Genomic DNA, 17,464 nt, shown 5'->3' with positions numbered 1-17,464 from the left:
AGAAGGAATATATCCTCTCAAATAACGAGGAAAACAGAATGCTAAAGATGTTAATTAATTGATATGTAATCGCTTTTTACGTCAATCGCCCGTTCGTATGGTCAAACCTGACGGCAGTGGTCGTTTTCTCATCCGTAAACTAAATTTCTGATTATCGGTTTGTTTTACAGGTTTGCATGACCTTTCTCGCCATGCGAGTCGTGACTTTCGTTAAACGTGGCGATTTTTCGGAGGTGTTTGATGAACAGATTATCCCGGTTCCTGGGGATGGCTGGCATTTTCCTTCTGCCGCTGCCTTCAGCAATGGCGGTGACCAGCAGCGGGACGGTTGGGGCGACGTTGACCTTAACCAACGGTTGCCTGATCAATGGTTCGCCCAGTCAGAACGGTATTAACTTTGGTACGCTGGATTTCGGTACCCATCCTGCCACATTCTCGGAATTAACCACCCAGTTAACGGGGGCCGCAGGCGGAAACAGTTTTGGCATTCAGTGCACTACCACGGACTACACCGTGCAAATCACCGGCAATACCAACTCGTCGGCACCCGGTACCGTTGTCGGTACGCCGGGTACGCCAGCCCGTTACCTGGTGAATGCTGCCAATACTACCCAGGGCGTGGCTTACAGCCTCTATAGCGACAGCGGCTTTAACAACGTTATCAGTAATAACACCCCAATACCGAAAGCCTCAACGACGGCCGGGGTCGATAATTACACGTTATACGGCCGGATCCAGGGCGGCGGAAATAGCGTCACCGTGGTGCCAGGTACTTACACCGATACGATTAACGTCAGCGTCATTTACTGATTCGCCCCCTGTCATGAGGATCCTCAGAGCGTGCTTCCCGTGCGGAGGCGGGGGACGGCTACGCCTTTTTCTGGCGATGTTCGGTCTGGTCACGGTGCCGGTCATGGCCGTCACCACGCAGTCCTTCCAGCTAAACGCCACCATCACGCCGGGTTGCTCGGTGACAACCAGCAGCGGCGCAGCGCTGGGAACCCTGAACTTTGGCGCTTATAGCGGTGTAGAAAACCGACGGGTGAGTGCGCAATTTGTTCCCAATGCCGCGCTGGCACTGGCCTGCACGCCGGGCGTGGCGCTGAGCATGACGATTGACAGCGGACGCAACTATACCTCGGTGCGCAATATGCAACGCTCAGGGGGAACGGAGCGGGTGGCCTATCGGCTCTACAGTTCGTCATCGCTGGCGGCGAACAGTGAGATTGGCGTGAATCAGCCGGTCTCAGTCGTCTACACCGACAGCAATAATATCGCGTTACCGCTGTTTGGCGCGGCAACGCTGACGGGGTTTAGCCCCGCAGGTAACTATTCAGATCAGCTTACGGTGACCCTGTCATGGTAGCGAAGGGAGAAGTGATATGCATGTGCGAGCGTCTTTGGGACTGCTGTTTGGCCTAACGGCAGCGCTGGTTTCAGCAGGGGCAAACAGTGCCGCAACGATCCTGTTGTGGCCTATAGATCCCTGGCTGGCGGCGGAGACCAACGCCACCGAGTTGTGGATCCAGAATCAGGGCAATACCCCCACGACGATGCAGGTGCGAATTGTTCGCTGGCGACAGGATGAGGGGTTCGAACGCTACCAGCCGCAGCAGGATGTGGTTGCCAGCCCGCCAATTGTCCGTATTGATAAGGGCAGTAAACAGCTGATTCGTCTGATTAAGCAGTCAGCCGTTCCCGCCGGTGTTGAGCAGGCTTACCGTATTATCGTCGATGAGATCCCACAACCTGACGGCGGGGATAAACCGCAAATGGGGCTGAAGGTGCAAATGCGCTATTCACTGCCGCTGTTTGTCTACGGCCAGGGAATTCAGACCTGGCCGCAGGGGGAGCACCATGCGCGGGTGGATACCGCGAAACTGCACTGGCGAGTGGTGCGCGCCGACGGACAGCCCCAACTGGAAGTGCGTAATGACAACAATGTGCACGTCCGGTTAAGCAAAGTGATGTTGCGTCAGGGCGGCGCGCAGCACACGATGGCGCAAGGCTTGCTGGGGTACGTCCTGCCGGGCAGCACTCGTCGCTGGCCGCTTCCCGCCGGAGCCACCCATCCAAACAACGTTAGCGCGGCAATCAACGCACAGGGTGGCAAATGGTTGTCTGGTCCCGCCCACTAAGCGGCTTACTGATGACGACCTTTCTTATCACCAGCGGAATTTGTCGCGCGGAGTCGGGGGATGATGCGCTCCCGCCGCCGCCCGATGCCCGCGCTATCAATCAGCAAGCGGTTTTTCATCTGGCGCTGATCGTAAACCATTACGACACGCAGCGAGTGGTGCCGGTGATCCAGCGGGCGGGGGAGTTCTACGTTAGCCGAGACGATCTACTGCAGGCCGGGCTTCCCGCAGAACACCTTTCGCAGGGCGAGATCAATGTCTCGCGCTTACCGCAGGTTACGACGCAATACGACAGTCGCGGGCAGCGCCTGCTGCTGAGCGTACCGCAGGACTGGCTACCCGAACGCGCAACGCCATTCGGCGGTGAAGCCAGAGTAAACGAGGCGCGCAACGGCCGCGGGGCGCTGCTTAATTACGACTTCTACAGTAGCCACTCGCAAAACGGCGACAGCCAGGCCTCCATCTGGCACGAGTTGCGCTTCTTTAACGATGTGGGTTCGCTCTCGTCAACGGGCTACGTGCGGCACATTCTGGCCGGGGATGGCGATCGGCAGGACGGATACGTGCGCTACGATACCGTGTTCACCGCGACCCATGAGGCAGATGCCACGCAATGGCGGGTGGGGGATGTGATAAGCGACGCCCTGAGCTGGAGCAACAGCGTGCGGGTGGGCGGTGTGTCGTGGGGACGCGACTTCTCGTTGCGTCCGGATCTGGTGACCTGGCCTTTGCCTGAATTTTCCGGTGAGGCGGCGGTGCCGACGGCGGTAGACCTGTTTATCAACGGTTATCGTGCCGGTTCAACGGAACTCCAGCCGGGGCCGTTTACCCTCACTAATTTGCCCTACATTAATGGTGCCGGCGACGCGGTGCTGGTGACCCGTGACGCGCTGGGTCGCCAGGTGAGTACGACTTTACCGTTTTATGTCGCCAGTAATTTGCTCAAAACAGGCGTCAGCGACGGGGCGGTCACGCTGGGCAGCCTGCGCCGCAATTACGGCATCGACAATTTTGATTACGGTCCGGCGGTCGGTAGCGCAAGCTACCGCTACGGGGTGAATGACTATCTGACGCTTGAGGGCCACGCCGAGGGAGCGGAAGAACTGGCGCTGGGCGGCATGGGTTCGCTGGTCAAGCTGGGCCGACTTGGCGTAATCAATGGCGCCTGGACGGAAAGCCGGATGCGCGGTAATCACGGCAATCAGATTAACTGGGGCTATCAGTACAGCACCGCCGAATTTAGCGTGGCCACCCAACACTCCCGCCGTGAGCGCGGTTTTGGCAATCTGGCGCTGTACGATCAGACCCCGCTGGTGGATAACGACAATCAACCGCTGGCCTCGTTAAGCCAGCGCAGCGATCAGTATTCGCTGACGTTCAACATGGGCGAGTTTGGCAATATCGGCGCGGCATGGATTGGGATCCGCAGTTTTGACTCACAGAAAACAGAACTGCTGAATCTTTCCTGGAGCCGGAGCCTGTGGGGGAGTAGCAGTCTTTATCTGTCTGCCAGTCGCGACAATCAGCAGGGCGACTGGACGCTAGCGATGTCGGTGCAGATCCCGCTGGGCGAGCGGGACAGCGCGGCGGTGTCGATGGAGAAAACGCCGGATGCCGGTCAGACACAGCGCATTAATTACAATCACTCAATGCCGACTGACGGCGGGTTTAGCTGGAATCTGGCATGGGCGCGCCAGTCTCAGGCACGGGATTATCAGCAGGCGACGCTGGGCTGGCGGAATCGAAATATCGAATTACAGGGCGGAACCTACGGCGAAAGCGACGCCATGACCTGGTGGGGTGAGGCGATGGGATCGCTGGTCTTCATGGAAAACCAACTGTTTGCCGCCAATAAAATCAACGATGCCTTTGTGGTGGTCAGCACCGGCGGGCACCCTGATGTCCCGGTCAATTACGAAAACCAGCCGGTTGGTCACACCAACGATCGGGGCTATTTGCTGATAAGCGGCGTCTCCGCCTACTACCCGGCTAGCTACAGCATTAACACGCTCAATCTGCCTGCCGATACCCGCCTGAAGGAGACCGAACGGAAAGTGGCGCTGCGTCGCCAGAGCGGATACCTGGTTGATTTCCCGATGGAACAGGAGCGGGTAGCAAGCGTCATTCTGCATGATGAAAACGGGCACGCGCTGCCGGTGGCAAGCCAGGTTATGCGCGATAACAAATCGCCCGCTGTGGTCGGTTACGACGGGATAGTCTGGCTGGAGAATCTCGATGCGGTGAATCCACTGCGTGTCGTCACGCCGGACGGCCTGCATTGCAAAACCCGCTTTTCACTGACGGCCAATCCTGAACATAAGCTCCAGACCTACGGGCCGCTGGTCTGTCATCAGGGGGGCGGATGACTGGACGCGCGCTGCTGCTGTTGCTGATATTGATGGCCGCGCCTGGAGCGTGGGCGGCCTGTACCGTGAACACCGCGGCGGGGGCATTTGGCAGCGTCTCTTCGTTTACTGTCAACAGTACCGAGCAGGCGACCAGCGCCAATCTGCTGGTGCAATGTGATGTGGTACTGGGGCTATTAAATAACGATACGGTGACATTGACGTATACCGGGGCAACGGTGTCGGCAGGCACCCGCGCCAGTCTCAAGCGCACGGACAATACCACGGTGACGGATGCGATCCCGGTTCGTCTGTGCGGTCTGTCCGGTTGCGCCAGCAACAGTGAGGTGGCCATCGGCAGCAGCTATACCTGGAGTGGGAGTACGCTGTTAGCGCTGTTAGGTTCCACACGCTTTACCCTGCCGCTCTTCTTTCGTACCAGCACCGGACAGAACGTCAGCGCCGGACCGTATCAGGTGACGCTCAATTTCAATGTTTATTACAACATCTGTCAGGTGGGGGCTCTGGGACTGTGCGTCACCACGCAAACCAATACGGTCGCGACCACAATGCAGCTTAACCTGACGGTGACCAATGACTGCATCACCATTAATGCACCGAATGTCAATTTCGGCAGCGCGCCGCTGGTGAAAAATTTCCCGGCGATCTCGCAGGCGGTCTCGATTACCTGCACTAAAGGCAGCAGCTACACGGTAGGGATTAATAATGGCAGTTACGCTAATGGCAACGTGCGCAATATGGCGAGCGGCAACAATCGCCTGAGTTACGAAATTTACAAAGCGAGCACCACCAACCGATGGGGCAGCGTCGGCGCGGAGCGCTGGACCAGCAGCGCCTCATCCTCCACCAGCAGCGATGGTCTGCTGCGAACCTACAACTACACCGCCGTCGTGTTACCCAGCCAGTCCACGCCTCCCGCCGGGACTTACACCGACACGGTGGTGGTGGATATCGCCTTCTGAGCTGGATTTCCCTTTCGCAAACGTAAAGTTCTTATCCAGGGTGCCGATAACGTTGATAACTCGTTTTCAGGAAGGTGCCTTATGTTTAACCGTATCCGCGTTGTCACAATGCTGATGATGGTGCTGGGGGTTTTCGCACTGCTACAGCTTGTATCTGGTGGTTTGCTGTTTTCGTCTTTGCAGCAGAATCAAAAAAGTTTTGTTATTTCTAACGATCTACGCCAACAGCAAAGTGAACTGACCTCGACATGGGATCTGATGCTGCAAACGCGTATCAACCTCAGCCGTTCATCAGCACGCATGATGATGGATGCGAACAACCAGCAGAGCAGCGCAAAAACTGACTTGTTGAAGGGCGCGAAAGCGTCGCTCGCCCAGGCGGCGGAGCATTACGGCAGGTTTAAATCGTTTGCCCCTCTGCCGGAAATGGCGGAGGTCAGCAGCGATGTGGACGAAAAATACCAGAAATATTTTGCCGGTTTAACTGAACTGGTGCAGTTCCTTGAAAACGGCAACATGGATGCATTTTTCGCACAGCCCACGCAGGGCATGCAAAACGGCCTCGGCGACGCGAAGAGCAAATACGCCAGCGTCAGCGAAAAACTCTATCTCCAGGCGTTTGATGAAAGCGCGCGCGATTACCAGTTTGCGAAGTGGCAACTCGCCATCCTGGCGGTGGTGCTGGTGCTGATCCTGGTGGTGGTGTGGTACGGCATTCGTCAAACGCTGCTCAACCCGCTTGCCCGGGTCATCGCTCATATTCGTGAAATCGCAGGCGGAAACCTGACCAATACCCTGACCTTCGCCGGACGTAATGAGATTGGTGAACTGGCCAGCAGCGTCGATCACATGCAGCGCTCGCTGGTGGAGACCGTGACGCAGGTGCGCGAAGGATCGGATGCTATTTACTCCGGCACGACGGAAATTGCCACCGGCAACACCGATCTCTCATCGCGAACCGAGCAACAGGCGTCGGCGCTGGAAGAAACGGCTGCCAGCATGGAAGAGTTGACCGCGACGGTGAAACAGAACGCCGACAATGCCCGTCAGGCGTCGCAACTGGCGCAGAGCGCGTCGGAAACCGCGCAGCACGGCGGCAAAGTCGTGGATAACGTTGTCAAAACGATGCACGAAATCGCCGGCAGCTCGAAGAAGATTGCCGACATCATCAGCGTCATCGACGGTATTGCTTTCCAGACCAATATCCTGGCGCTGAACGCGGCGGTGGAAGCCGCGCGGGCAGGCGAGCAGGGGCGTGGGTTTGCGGTGGTGGCGGGCGAAGTACGTAACCTGGCCAGTCGCAGTGCGCAGGCGGCAAAAGAGATCAAAGCGCTGATTGAAGATTCTGTTTCGCGCGTGGATACCGGCTCCGTGCTGGTCGAGAGCGCGGGCGAGACCATGAACGATATCGTCAATGCGGTGACCCGCGTGACCGACATTATGGGCGAAATCGCCTCGGCCTCAGATGAACAAAGTCGTGGCATCGATCAGGTGGCGCTGGCGGTTTCTGAAATGGACCGCGTGACGCAGCAAAACGCCTCGCTGGTGCAGGAATCTGCTGCCGCTGCCGCCGCGCTGGAAGAACAGGCCAGCCGTTTGACGATGGCGGTGTCTGCATTTCGTCTTGCCGCGCGTCCCTTCGCGGTAAAAACCAAAGAAGAACGGACTTCTGCGGACGTGTCACGCACGGCGCAGAAGCCTTCGTTAAGCATGGAGCATGATACTAACTGGGAAACATTTTGACCGAACTTTAACACTGCGGCCGTTGCCGCCTGATGGGAGCGTTGATGTTTAATCGTATTCGAATCTCGACCACGCTGTTTTTGATTTTGATCCTCTGTGGTGTATTGCAGATCGGCAGTAATGGCTTGTCTTTCTGGGCATTTCGGGACGGTTTTCAGAGCCTGAATCAGGTCGAGCAGAGTAATCAGCAACGCGCGGCGCTGGCACAAACGCGCGCCGTTTTATTACAGGCGAGTACCGCCCTGAACAAGGCCGGGACGTTAACAGCACTGAGCTATCCGCCCGATGACATCAAAAGTCTGATGGTTATCGCGCGCGAAAGTCTGGCGCAATCCGGCACGCTGTTTAACAGCTTCAGGGCGATAGCGGTGAATACCCAGGAGGGGAAAGCCTTGCAGGACGCAACGGAGAAAAGCTTCACCCAGTGGCACAGCGATCTGGAGCATCAGGCCACCTGGCTTGAGAACAACCAGCTGTCAGACTTCCTGACCGCGCCGGTGCAGGCGTCGCAGGACGCCTTTGACGTTAATTTTAACGCCTGGCAGCAGAACATTAATCATGTGCTGGTGGTGGCGGGGCAACAGAGCAAGAACAACTATCACATGTCAGCGGCGATCTTTATCAGCATGGTGATTATTGCTGCACTGTTAACAACCGGGGCGCTGTTCTGGTCACGTAAAATGATCGTCCAGCCGCTGGCGATTATCGGCAGTCATTTTGACAGCATTGCCGACGGTAACCTGGCGCGTCCGATCGCGGTCTACGGGCGTAATGAGATTTCGGCGATCTTCGCCAGCCTGAAGGCGATGCAACAGGCGCTGCGGGAAACCGTCAGCGACGTGCGTCAGGGCAGTCTGGCGATGCATACCGGGATTTCCGAAATTGCGATGGGCAATAACGATCTCTCCTCACGCACCGAGCAGCAGGCGGCGTCGCTGGCACAGACGGCGGCCAGCATGGAGCAGTTGACCGCCACCGTCGGTCAGAACGCCGACAACGCGCGTCAGGCTTCAGTGCTTGCAAAAAGCGCGGCCGACACCGCGAAAACCGGTGGCGATCAGGCCACGAACGTCGCCAGTACGATGCAGGCGATTGCCGCCAGTTCGCAAAAGATTGGCGACATCATCGGGGTGATCGACGGCATTGCCTTCCAGACCAATATTCTGGCGCTGAATGCGGCGGTTGAAGCGGCGCGGGCCGGTGAGCAAGGGCGTGGATTTGCCGTGGTTGCCGGAGAGGTGCGCAACCTGGCGAGCCGCAGCGCTCAGGCAGCGAAAGAGATTAAAGGGTTGATTGAAGAGTCGGTGAATCGCGTCCACCAGGGATCACAACTCGTCAATACCGCTGCACACACCATGACGGAAATCGTGAGCTCGGTAACGCGGGTCAACGACATCATGGGCGAGATTGCCTCGGCGTCAGACGAACAGCGCAGAGGGATTGAACAGGTGGCGCAGGCGGTCACGCAGATGGACCAGGTGACGCAGCAGAACGCCGCGCTGGTGGAAGAAGCCGCCGCGGCTACCGACCAACTCGCGCATCAGGCCGACTCGCTGTCAGCCCGCGTGGCGGTTTTCAAACTGGAAGAACACGTAGTAACACACCAAGAATCGGCACCGCTGCAGGCTGTGCCCGTTGTATCCTGAATGTGATTGAGAAGGCGCTATGACATCATCTCTGCCCAACGGGCAAACGTCATTATTGTTACAGATGACCCAGCGCCTTGCGCTGTCTGACGCGCACTTTCGTCGGATATGTCAATTAATCTACCAGCGCGCGGGGATCGTGCTGGCGGACCACAAGCGGGATATGGTTTATAACCGCCTGGTTCGTCGACTGCGTACGCTGGGGCTGGATGATTTTGGCGACTATCTCAGCGTGCTGGAAGCCAATCAAAGCAGCGCAGAGTGGCAGGCTTTTATCAACTCGTTGACCACCAACCTGACAGCCTTCTTCCGCGAAGGGCACCACTTTCCAGTATTAGCGGAAAGTGCCCGTCGCCACAGCGGCGAATATCGGGTCTGGAGCGCCGCGGCATCGACCGGTGAAGAGCCGTACAGTATCGCCATTACGCTGGCCGATACGCTGGGTACGGCACCGGGACGCTGGAAGGTGTTTGCCAGCGATATCGACACCGAAGTGCTGGAAAAGGCCCGCAGCGGGATCTATCGGCTGGACGAACTGAAGACCCTGTCGCCGCAGCAGCTACAGCGCTATTTCATGCGCGGAACGGGCCCGCATGATGGGCTGGTACGCGTGCGTCAGGAACTGGCAAGCCACGTCGAGTTTTCCGTGATTAACCTGCTTGATAAGCAGTACAACGTGCCGGGGCCGTTTGACGCTATTTTTTGTCGCAATGTAATGATCTATTTCGATAAAACGACGCAGCAGGACATCCTGCGCCGTTTTGTCCCTCTCCTTAAGCCTGATGGTCTGCTGTTTGCCGGGCATTCAGAGAACTTTAGTAACCTCGTGCGCGACTTTAGCCTGCGCGGGCAAACGGTTTATGCGCTAAGTAAGGGTAAAGCATGAGTAAAATCAGGGTGTTGTCGGTCGATGATTCTGCATTGATGCGCCAAATCATGACTGAAATTATTAATAGCCATAGCGATATGGAGATGGTGGCAACCGCGCCGGATCCACTCGTCGCCCGAGACTTAATCAAGAAATATAACCCTGACGTGTTGACGCTGGACGTCGAAATGCCGCGGATGGACGGCCTTGATTTTCTTGAAAAGCTGATGCGACTGCGTCCGATGCCGGTGGTGATGGTGTCGTCGCTGACGGGGAAAGGGTCGGAAGTGACGCTGCGGGCGCTGGAACTGGGGGCGATTGATTTTGTCACTAAGCCGCAGTTGGGGATCCGTGAAGGGATGCTGGCCTACAGCGAGATGATTGCGGAGAAAGTGCGTACGGCGTCGCGGGCGCGTCTGACGGCCCATAAACCGCTCGAGGCTCCGGTGACCTTAAAAGCGGGTCCGCTGCTCAGCTCGGAAAAGCTGATTGCGATTGGCGCCTCAACGGGCGGCACCGAGGCCATTCGCCATGTGCTGCAACCGCTGCCGCTCTCCAGTCCGGCGGTCATTATTACGCAGCATATGCCGCCAGGCTTTACCCGCTCGTTCGCCGAGCGTCTGAACAAACTGTGTCAGATAGCCGTGAAAGAGGCGGAGGACGGCGAGCGCGTTCTGCCGGGGCATGCCTACATTGCGCCGGGCGACAAGCATATGGAGCTGTCGCGCAGCGGGGCAAACTATCAAATCAAAATTCATGACGGTCCGCCGGTTAACCGGCACCGACCGTCGGTGGATGTGCTGTTTCATTCGGTAGCGATTCATGCGGGGCGCAATGCCGTCGGAGTGATCCTGACGGGAATGGGCAACGACGGCGCTGCCGGAATGTTAGCGATGCACCAGGCGGGTGCCTGGACGATTGCGCAAAATGAAGCAAGTTGTGTGGTGTTCGGCATGCCGCGCGAAGCCATCAATATGGGTGGCGTCAGCGAAGTGGTCGATCTTAGTCAGGTAAGCCAGCAGATGCTGGCGAAAATCAGTGCCGGACAGGCAATACGTATTTGAATCAGGAGTAATTTTTTATGGCGGATAAAGAGCTTAAATTTTTGGTTGTGGATGACTTTTCCACCATGCGCCGCATCGTGCGTAACCTGCTTAAGGAGCTGGGATTTAACAACGTGGAAGAGGCCGAAGATGGCGCCGATGCGTTGAATAAACTGCAGGCAGGTGGGTTTGGCTTTGTGATTTCCGACTGGAACATGCCGAACATTGACGGTCTCGAGTTGCTGAAAACTATCCGCGCGGACGGTGGGATGTCCTCACTGCCGGTGCTGATGGTGACGGCAGAAGCGAAGAAAGAGAACATTATCGCCGCAGCGCAGGCCGGTGCCAGCGGCTACGTGGTGAAACCGTTCACCGCGGCGACGCTGGAAGAAAAGCTTAATAAAATCTTTGAGAAACTGGGCATGTAAGGGGCTGACCATGATGCAACCATCGATTAAACCCGTAGATGAACATTCTGCCGGGGATATCATTGCCCGCATTGGTAGCCTGACCCGTATGCTGCGTGACAGTCTGCGCGAACTGGGACTGGATCAGGCCATTGCCGAAGCGGCAGAGGCCATTCCCGATGCCCGCGATCGTCTGGACTATGTGGTACAGATGACCGCGCAGGCGGCTGAACGCGCCCTGAACAGCGTTGAGGCCTCCCAGCCGCATCAGGACGAAATGGAGAAAGGGGCGAAGGCGCTGAGCAAGCGTTGGGACGAGTGGTTCGAAAACCCAATTGAGCTCTCTGACGCCCGCGAACTGGTGACGGATACGCGCAAATACCTCGGTGATGTGCCGGGACATACCAGTTTCACCAACGCGCAATTGCTCGACATCATGATGGCGCAGGATTTCCAGGATCTGACCGGTCAGGTGATCAAGCGCATGATGGATGTGATTCAGGAAATTGAACGTCAGCTGCTGATGGTGCTGCTGGAAAACATTCCGGAGCAGGGCGCTCGGCCTAAACGCGAAAGCGAGAGCCTGCTGAATGGGCCGCAGGTCGATACCAGTAAAGCCGGTGTGGTCGCCAGCCAGGACCAGGTGGATGACTTGCTGGACAGCTTAGGTTTCTGATTTCCCACTGGCCGGATGGCGAGTTTCTCCCATCCGGCTATCTGGCTTAAGGCCATAAACCCTGCCTTTTTTGCTGCTTACTCTTGCCATTAACTCAATGTTGTTCTGGCATCATTTTCGCTCATAAGCCCATCCAGGATCTGATGCGTGTCTGAAGAGAGCGAGAGCGACGACAAAACAGAAGCCCCCACCCCCCACCGACTTGAAAAAGCGCGGGAAGAAGGGCAGATACCCCGTTCCAGAGAACTGACGTCACTGCTGATTTTGCTGGTGGGCGTCTGCATTATCTGGATTGGCGGCGAGTCGCTGGCCAGACGGTTGTCGGGCATGTTGTCAGCGGGACTGCGCTTTGACCACAGCATGGTCAATGACCCCAATCTGATTCTCGGGCAAATCATACTGCTGATTAAAGAAGCGATGATCGCGCTATTGCCGCTGATCACCGGCGTGGTGCTGGTGGCGCTGATCTCGCCGGTTCTGCTCGGTGGTCTGGTCTTTAGCGGTAAATCGCTGCAACCCAAATTTTCCAAGCTCAACCCACTGCCTGGCATCAAACGTATGTTCTCGGCGCAGACGGGGGCGGAGTTGCTGAAGGCGATTCTGAAATCCACGCTGGTGGGCAGCGTGACGGCGCTGTATCTGTGGCACAACTGGCCGGAGATGATGCGTTTGATGGCGGAGTCCCCGCGTACGGCGATGGGCAACGCGATGGATCTCGTCGGGCTGTGTGCGCTGCTGGTCGTGTTGGGCGTGATTCCGATGGTCGGATTCGACGTGATTTTCCAGATCATGAGCCATCTGAAAAAATTGCGCATGTCACGCCAGGATATCCGCGACGAATTTAAACAGAACGAAGGCGACCCTCACGTGAAAGGGCGTATCCGGCAGATGCAGCGCCAGGCGGCGAGTCGACGCATGATGAGCGACGTCCCCAATGCCGATGTCATCGTTACCAACCCGACGCACTATTCGGTGGCGCTTCAGTACGACGAGAACAAGATGAGCGCGCCGAAAGTGGTGGCGAAAGGGGCTGGACTTGTGGCGTTACGTATTCGTGAGATCGGTGCCGAGAACAAAATTCCCACGCTTGAAGCGCCGCCGCTGGCGCGTGCGCTTTATCGTCATGCTGAGATTGGTCAGCAGATCCCGGGGCAACTGTACGCCGCCGTCGCGGAAGTGCTGGCCTGGGTCTGGCAGCTTAAACGCTGGCGACTCGCCGGTGGGGAACGTCCACCACAACCTGCAAATCTTCCGGTGCCTGAAGCTCTGGATTTTATGAACGAGAAGACTACTGATGGCTAATCTGGTCGCGATGCTGCGCCTGCCCAACAACATAAAAAACACGCAGTGGCAGATCCTTGCCGGGCCGATCCTCATCCTGCTGATCCTGTCGATGATGGTCCTGCCGCTGCCGGCGTTCATCCTTGACCTGCTGTTTACCTTTAACATCGCGCTGTCGATTATGGTGCTGCTGGTGGCGATGTTCACCCAGCGTACGCTGGAGTTTGCCGCGTTTCCGACCATTCTGCTGTTTACCACGCTGCTGCGTCTGGCGCTGAACGTGGCCTCCACCCGTATCATTTTGATGGAAGGGCACACCGGTGCGGCGGCAGCGGGGAAGGTGGTTGAAGCGTTCGGCCACTTCCTGGTCGGTGGCAACTTCGCCATCGGTATCGTGGTGTTCGTCATCCTCGTCATCATCAACTTCATGGTCATCACCAAAGGTGCCGGGCGTATCGCCGAAGTGGGCGCGCGCTTTGTCCTTGACGGAATGCCGGGTAAACAGATGGCGATTGACGCTGACCTTAACGCCGGTCTTATCGGCGAAGATGAAGCGAAAAAGCGTCGTTCTGAAGTGACCCAGGAAGCCGACTTCTACGGGTCGATGGACGGTGCGAGTAAGTTTGTTCGCGGTGATGCTATCGCCGGTATTCTGATTATGGTGATCAACGTCGTGGGCGGTCTGCTGGTGGGCGTGCTGCAACACGGTATGTCCATGGGGCATGCTGCGGAAAGCTATACCCTGCTGACTATCGGTGATGGTCTGGTGGCGCAGATCCCGGCGCTGGTGATCTCAACGGCGGCGGGCGTCATCGTCACCCGCGTCAGTACCGATCAGGACGTTGGCGAGCAGATGGTCGGGCAACTGTTCAGTAACCCCAGGGTGATGTTGCTCAGTGCCGCGGTACTGGGTTTGCTGGGGCTGGTACCGGGGATGCCAAACCTCGTCTTCCTGATGTTTACCGCTGCGCTGCTGGGACTGGCCTGGTGGATCCGGGGCCGTGAACAGAAGGCGCCTGCCGAGCCGCAGCCAACTAAAGTTCCGGAAAATAATTCGGTGGTGGAAGCCACCTGGAACGATGTGCAACTGGAAGACTCGCTTGGCATGGAAGTGGGCTATCGCCTGATCCCGATGGTCGATTTTCAGCAGGATGGCGAACTGTTGGGGCGTATCCGCAGTATTCGTAAAAAGTTCGCCCAGGACATGGGCTTTTTGCCGCCGGTGGTGCACATCCGCGACAATATGGATCTCCAGCCAGCGCATTACCGCATTCTGATGAAAGGCGTTGAGATTGGCAGCGGCGACGCCTATCCGGGACGCTGGCTGGCGATCAACCCTGGTACCGCGGCCGGCACATTACCGGGCGAGCAGACGGTTGATCCGGCATTTGGCCTGGACGCTATCTGGATCGAAAGCGCGCTAAAAGAACAGGCGCAGATTCAGGGCTTTACCGTGGTGGAGGCCAGTACCGTGGTCGCCACCCATCTGAATCACCTGATCGGTCAGTATGCGTCTGAACTGTTCGGTCGCCAGGAAGCGCAGCAACTGCTGGATCGCGTGTCACAGGATATGCCGAAGCTGACCGAAGATTTGGTGCCTGGCGTGGTAACCCTGACCACGCTGCATAAAGTGTTGCAGAATTTGCTGGACGAAAAAGTGCCGATTCGCGATATGCGTACCATTCTGGAAACGCTGGCAGAACATGCACCGTTGCAGAGCGATCCGCATGAACTCACTGCGGTGGTTCGGGTGGCGCTGGGTCGCGCCATTACTCAGCAGTGGTTCCCGGGTAACCATGAAGTCAGTGTGATTGGCCTCGACACCGCGCTGGAGCGTCTGCTGTTGCAGGCGCTACAGGGCGGCGGTGGACTGGAGCCGGGTCTTGCCGACCGTCTGTTGGCGCAAACCCAGGAGGCGCTGTCTCGTCAGGAGATGTTGGGCGCGCCACCGGTGCTGTTGGTTAACCATGCCTTGCGTCCATTGCTGTCACGTTTCCTGCGCCGCAGCCTGCCGCAATTGGTGGTGCTGTCGAACATGGAGTTGTCCGATAACCGTAACATCCGCATGACGGCGACTATTGGAGGTAAATAATGCGCAAACTCTTTTGGCTGTTACTCTTCCCGCTGACGTTACAGGCTGCCGGGGAAGGGGCGTGGCAGGCCAGCAGCATCGGTATTACTCTGAATCATCGTGGTGTGTCAGCGTCGTCGGCGCCGCTTTCATCCAGCCAGCCCGTCTCGGGTCTGATGACGCTGGTCGCCTGGCGTTATGAGCTGAATGGCCCGACGCCTGCTGGCTTACGGGTGCGCTTATGCTCGCAATCCCGCTGCGTGGAGATAGAGGGACAGAGCGGCACAACGATGGCATTTAGCAATGTGCCCGCCGTTGAACCGCTGCGTTTCATCTGGGAAGTTCCCGGCGGCGGTCGTTTAATTCCCGCATTAAAAGTCCAGAGCAATCAGGTGATTGTGAACTATCAATAACGGTTATTCTCCTCATCAGGCAGCGGACTGAATTGCTGCCTGACTCGCATTTTTGGCCTCACCTTTTGATCTAAAAGAAACGCTGTTTTATAAATCGGTGACACGTGTTGCCGGTCTCTTTGCGTTTTTGCCATTTCACTCCAACAGGTGGCAAAAACGAAAAGGTATCCCACTTTGTAAGCTTTTACTGTAGCCGTGTAAGTACTCCCCTGGCGCAGCCAACCGGCCGGGAGTCCCCCAACCATTTGCAGGGTTAACGGTGATGAAAACACGTAAAATTGGATTGGTGAATTATTTCGCCTATGGCTCAGGCGATTTCCTGGGCGCAGGCACCACGGCGCTTACGGCAGCCTGGCTGCTCTATTTCTATACAACCTTCTGCGGACTTTCTCCCATCGAAGCGACCTTCATTTTTGCGGCCGCAAGGGTGCTGGATGCCGTTGTCAGTCCGCTGATGGGCTTTTTGACCGATAACTTCGGCTCCAGCTGGCTCGGCAAGCGCTTTGGTCGGCGTAAATTCTTTATCTTGCTGGGGATCCCGTGCGTATTCAGCTACTCACTGATGTGGGTAGGGGATATGAGCTTCTGGTATTACCTGCTGACCTATTTGCTGTTTGATATTGTCTATACCATGATCCTGGTGCCTTACGAGACGCTGGTACCGGAAATGACCGATGATTTCAAACAGAAAACCAAGTTTTCCGGCGCGCGTATTGGTATGGCGCAAATGTCCGCTATTTTGGCCTCTTTCCTGCCCGGCATTTTGTTAACCGCTTTCGGTAAGCACAACCCGATCTCCTTCTTTTATGCCAGCCTCGTGTTCTCGGTACTGTGCGCGTTGATGCTGACCTTTGTCTGGTTCTTTACCTGGGAACGTCCGCGTGAAGAGTGGACAGAAGCCGCGCTGCGCGCAGAAGAAGAGAAAAAGAGCCTGACGTTCAGTCAGAGCATGAATCGTCTGTTCGTAGAGTTAAGCTCTACACTGCGTATTAAAATATTCCGCCAGCATCTGGGGATGTACCTTGGCGGCTATATTGCCCAGGACGTGTTCAACGCCGTCTTTACCTATTACGTCGTGTTTGTCCTGATGCAGGAAGCCTCAATGGCGTCGAATCTGCTTGGAACGATGGCTATCTTCCAGTTTATTGCAGTCATCGCCATGATTCCGCTATGTATCCGTTTTGGACCTGCGCCATCCTACCGAATGGTGGTGGTGCTTTTCGGTCTGAGTTCACTCTCTTATGCGGTGCTTTACTACGCCGGATTGAGCGATGTCTACTCTCTGTTACTGCTGGTTTCCGCGGTGGCAGGTCTGGGTCGTGGGGGGATCAACTATGTACCGTGGAACACCTACACCTACATTGCGGATGTGGATGAAGTCATTACCGGTCAGCGCCGCGAAGGGATCTTCGCTGGGATCATGACCCTGACGCGTAAAGCGTCACAGGCTGGAGCGGTGATGCTGGTCGGCATTGTCATGCAAATGTCAGGCTTTGTCTCAGGGCAGAGCACGCAGCCTGAAGCGGTCAGCCATACCATCCTGCTGATCCTCAGCTGCGGTACGCTACTGGTGCTGGCCTGCGGTTTCCTGGTTTCCCTGCGCTTTAAACTGAATTTGCAAACCCACAGCACGCTGCGCGAAGAGACGGCGAAAATGCGCGAGTCAGGCTGCGCAATGCCGGAAAGCATTACGCCACAGGCGCGCGCCACCGTCGAGATGCTCGCCGGACTGCCGTATGAATCACTTTGGGGTAACAACAACATTGGTTATCTGAATCGTAACAAACCAGCGGCTCCCTCACTGAAGCAGGCTGCGATATTGAATTCGACTTACAACAGAGGTTAAGGAT

General features: G+C 56.8%; 15 protein-coding genes. All 15 read left to right on the top strand.

The features are described from left to right. Positions 1-240: 240 nt before the first annotated feature. The 15 genes from QQZ17_RS16620 to QQZ17_RS16550 all read left to right on the top strand — a co-directional run bounded on the left by QQZ17_RS16620 (position 241) and on the right by QQZ17_RS16550 (position 17,460). Positions 241-810 (top strand): Csu type fimbrial protein, encoded by a 570-nt coding sequence (locus tag QQZ17_RS16620; protein WP_152404051.1) that lies wholly within the window; start codon positions 241-243, stop codon positions 808-810. Positions 811-823: 13 nt separating this feature from the next. Then, positions 824-1,366: a Csu type fimbrial protein gene (locus tag QQZ17_RS16615; RefSeq protein WP_152404053.1), complete on the top strand. Its 543-nt coding sequence runs from the start codon at positions 824-826 to the stop codon at positions 1,364-1,366. 16 nt (positions 1,367-1,382) lie between these two features. Beyond that, positions 1,383-2,138, top strand: coding sequence for a fimbrial biogenesis chaperone (locus QQZ17_RS16610; RefSeq protein ID WP_152404054.1), 756 nt, complete (start codon positions 1,383-1,385; stop codon positions 2,136-2,138). 11 nt (positions 2,139-2,149) lie between these two features. Beyond that, positions 2,150-4,504 (top strand): fimbria/pilus outer membrane usher protein, encoded by a 2,355-nt coding sequence (locus QQZ17_RS16605; RefSeq protein ID WP_235922404.1) that lies wholly within the window; start codon positions 2,150-2,152, stop codon positions 4,502-4,504. Continuing rightward, positions 4,501-5,466: a Csu type fimbrial protein gene (locus tag QQZ17_RS16600; RefSeq protein WP_152404058.1), complete on the top strand. Its 966-nt coding sequence runs from the start codon at positions 4,501-4,503 to the stop codon at positions 5,464-5,466. The genes QQZ17_RS16605 and QQZ17_RS16600 overlap by 4 nt, the downstream gene beginning before the upstream one ends. 81 nt (positions 5,467-5,547) lie before the next feature. Further along, complete coding sequence (gene tar, locus QQZ17_RS16595; RefSeq protein WP_152404060.1) at positions 5,548-7,209, top strand: methyl-accepting chemotaxis protein II; 1,662 nt, start codon at positions 5,548-5,550, stop codon at positions 7,207-7,209. A 44-nt stretch (positions 7,210-7,253) separates the two neighbouring features. Next, positions 7,254-8,855: a methyl-accepting chemotaxis protein IV gene (tap, locus tag QQZ17_RS16590; RefSeq protein ID WP_152404062.1), complete on the top strand. Its 1,602-nt coding sequence runs from the start codon at positions 7,254-7,256 to the stop codon at positions 8,853-8,855. Positions 8,856-8,874: 19 nt separating this feature from the next. Beyond that, positions 8,875-9,741, top strand: a complete 867-nt coding sequence (gene cheR, locus QQZ17_RS16585) for a protein-glutamate O-methyltransferase CheR (protein WP_042318377.1) — start codon at positions 8,875-8,877, stop codon at positions 9,739-9,741. Further along, a complete protein-coding gene (gene cheB / locus QQZ17_RS16580) occupies positions 9,738-10,787 on the top strand; it encodes a protein-glutamate methylesterase/protein glutamine deamidase (protein ID WP_152404065.1) in 1,050 nt (349 codons plus the stop codon). The genes cheR and cheB overlap by 4 nt, the downstream gene beginning before the upstream one ends. Before the next feature lie 17 nt (positions 10,788-10,804). Then, on the top strand, positions 10,805-11,194 hold the full coding sequence (cheY, locus tag QQZ17_RS16575; RefSeq protein ID WP_042318379.1) for a chemotaxis response regulator CheY: 390 nt from the start codon (positions 10,805-10,807) through the stop codon (positions 11,192-11,194). A gap of 10 nt (positions 11,195-11,204) precedes the next feature. Continuing rightward, positions 11,205-11,849 carry a protein phosphatase CheZ gene (gene cheZ, locus QQZ17_RS16570; protein WP_152404067.1) on the top strand — a complete coding sequence of 215 codons (645 nt, stop codon included), beginning with the start codon at positions 11,205-11,207 and terminating at the stop codon, positions 11,847-11,849. A gap of 147 nt (positions 11,850-11,996) precedes the next feature. Beyond that, positions 11,997-13,151 (top strand): flagellar biosynthesis protein FlhB, encoded by a 1,155-nt coding sequence (flhB, locus tag QQZ17_RS16565; protein ID WP_152404069.1) that lies wholly within the window; start codon positions 11,997-11,999, stop codon positions 13,149-13,151. Then, on the top strand, positions 13,144-15,222 hold the full coding sequence (gene flhA, locus QQZ17_RS16560; protein ID WP_152404072.1) for a flagellar biosynthesis protein FlhA: 2,079 nt from the start codon (positions 13,144-13,146) through the stop codon (positions 15,220-15,222). The genes flhB and flhA overlap by 8 nt, the downstream gene beginning before the upstream one ends. Beyond that, positions 15,222-15,614 (top strand): flagellar protein FlhE, encoded by a 393-nt coding sequence (flhE, locus tag QQZ17_RS16555; protein WP_152404074.1) that lies wholly within the window; start codon positions 15,222-15,224, stop codon positions 15,612-15,614. The genes flhA and flhE overlap by 1 nt, the downstream gene beginning before the upstream one ends. 262 nt (positions 15,615-15,876) lie before the next feature. After that, on the top strand, positions 15,877-17,460 hold the full coding sequence (locus tag QQZ17_RS16550) for an MFS transporter (RefSeq protein WP_152404076.1): 1,584 nt from the start codon (positions 15,877-15,879) through the stop codon (positions 17,458-17,460). Positions 17,461-17,464 lie beyond the last annotated feature (4 nt).

It is taken from the genome of Citrobacter sp. T1.2D-1 (genome assembly GCF_950098555.1).
Classification (GTDB): Bacteria; Pseudomonadota; Gammaproteobacteria; order Enterobacterales; family Enterobacteriaceae; genus Citrobacter_A; species Citrobacter_A telavivensis.
Note: the sequence above shows the minus strand (reverse complement) of the source record. Positions and strands in the feature narration are given on the sequence as shown.

Bases quoted from the DNA above. Each gene is read 5' to 3' on its own strand.
- QQZ17_RS16620 (WP_152404051.1), top strand. From the start codon at position 241: ATGAACAGATTATCCCGGTTCCTGGGGATGGCTGGCATTTTCCTTCTG.
- QQZ17_RS16615 (WP_152404053.1), top strand. From the start codon at position 824: ATGAGGATCCTCAGAGCGTGCTTCCCGTGCGGAGGCGGGGGACGGCTA.
- QQZ17_RS16610 (WP_152404054.1), top strand. From the start codon at position 1,383: ATGCATGTGCGAGCGTCTTTGGGACTGCTGTTTGGCCTAACGGCAGCG.
- QQZ17_RS16605 (WP_235922404.1), top strand. From the start codon at position 2,150: ATGACGACCTTTCTTATCACCAGCGGAATTTGTCGCGCGGAGTCGGGG.
- QQZ17_RS16600 (WP_152404058.1), top strand. From the start codon at position 4,501: ATGACTGGACGCGCGCTGCTGCTGTTGCTGATATTGATGGCCGCGCCT.
- tar (WP_152404060.1), top strand. From the start codon at position 5,548: ATGTTTAACCGTATCCGCGTTGTCACAATGCTGATGATGGTGCTGGGG.
- tap (WP_152404062.1), top strand. From the start codon at position 7,254: ATGTTTAATCGTATTCGAATCTCGACCACGCTGTTTTTGATTTTGATC.
- cheR (WP_042318377.1), top strand. From the start codon at position 8,875: ATGACATCATCTCTGCCCAACGGGCAAACGTCATTATTGTTACAGATG.
- cheB (WP_152404065.1), top strand. From the start codon at position 9,738: ATGAGTAAAATCAGGGTGTTGTCGGTCGATGATTCTGCATTGATGCGC.
- cheY (WP_042318379.1), top strand. From the start codon at position 10,805: ATGGCGGATAAAGAGCTTAAATTTTTGGTTGTGGATGACTTTTCCACC.
- cheZ (WP_152404067.1), top strand. From the start codon at position 11,205: ATGATGCAACCATCGATTAAACCCGTAGATGAACATTCTGCCGGGGAT.
- flhA (WP_152404072.1), top strand. From the start codon at position 13,144: ATGGCTAATCTGGTCGCGATGCTGCGCCTGCCCAACAACATAAAAAAC.
- flhE (WP_152404074.1), top strand. From the start codon at position 15,222: ATGCGCAAACTCTTTTGGCTGTTACTCTTCCCGCTGACGTTACAGGCT.
- QQZ17_RS16550 (WP_152404076.1), top strand. From the start codon at position 15,877: ATGAAAACACGTAAAATTGGATTGGTGAATTATTTCGCCTATGGCTCA.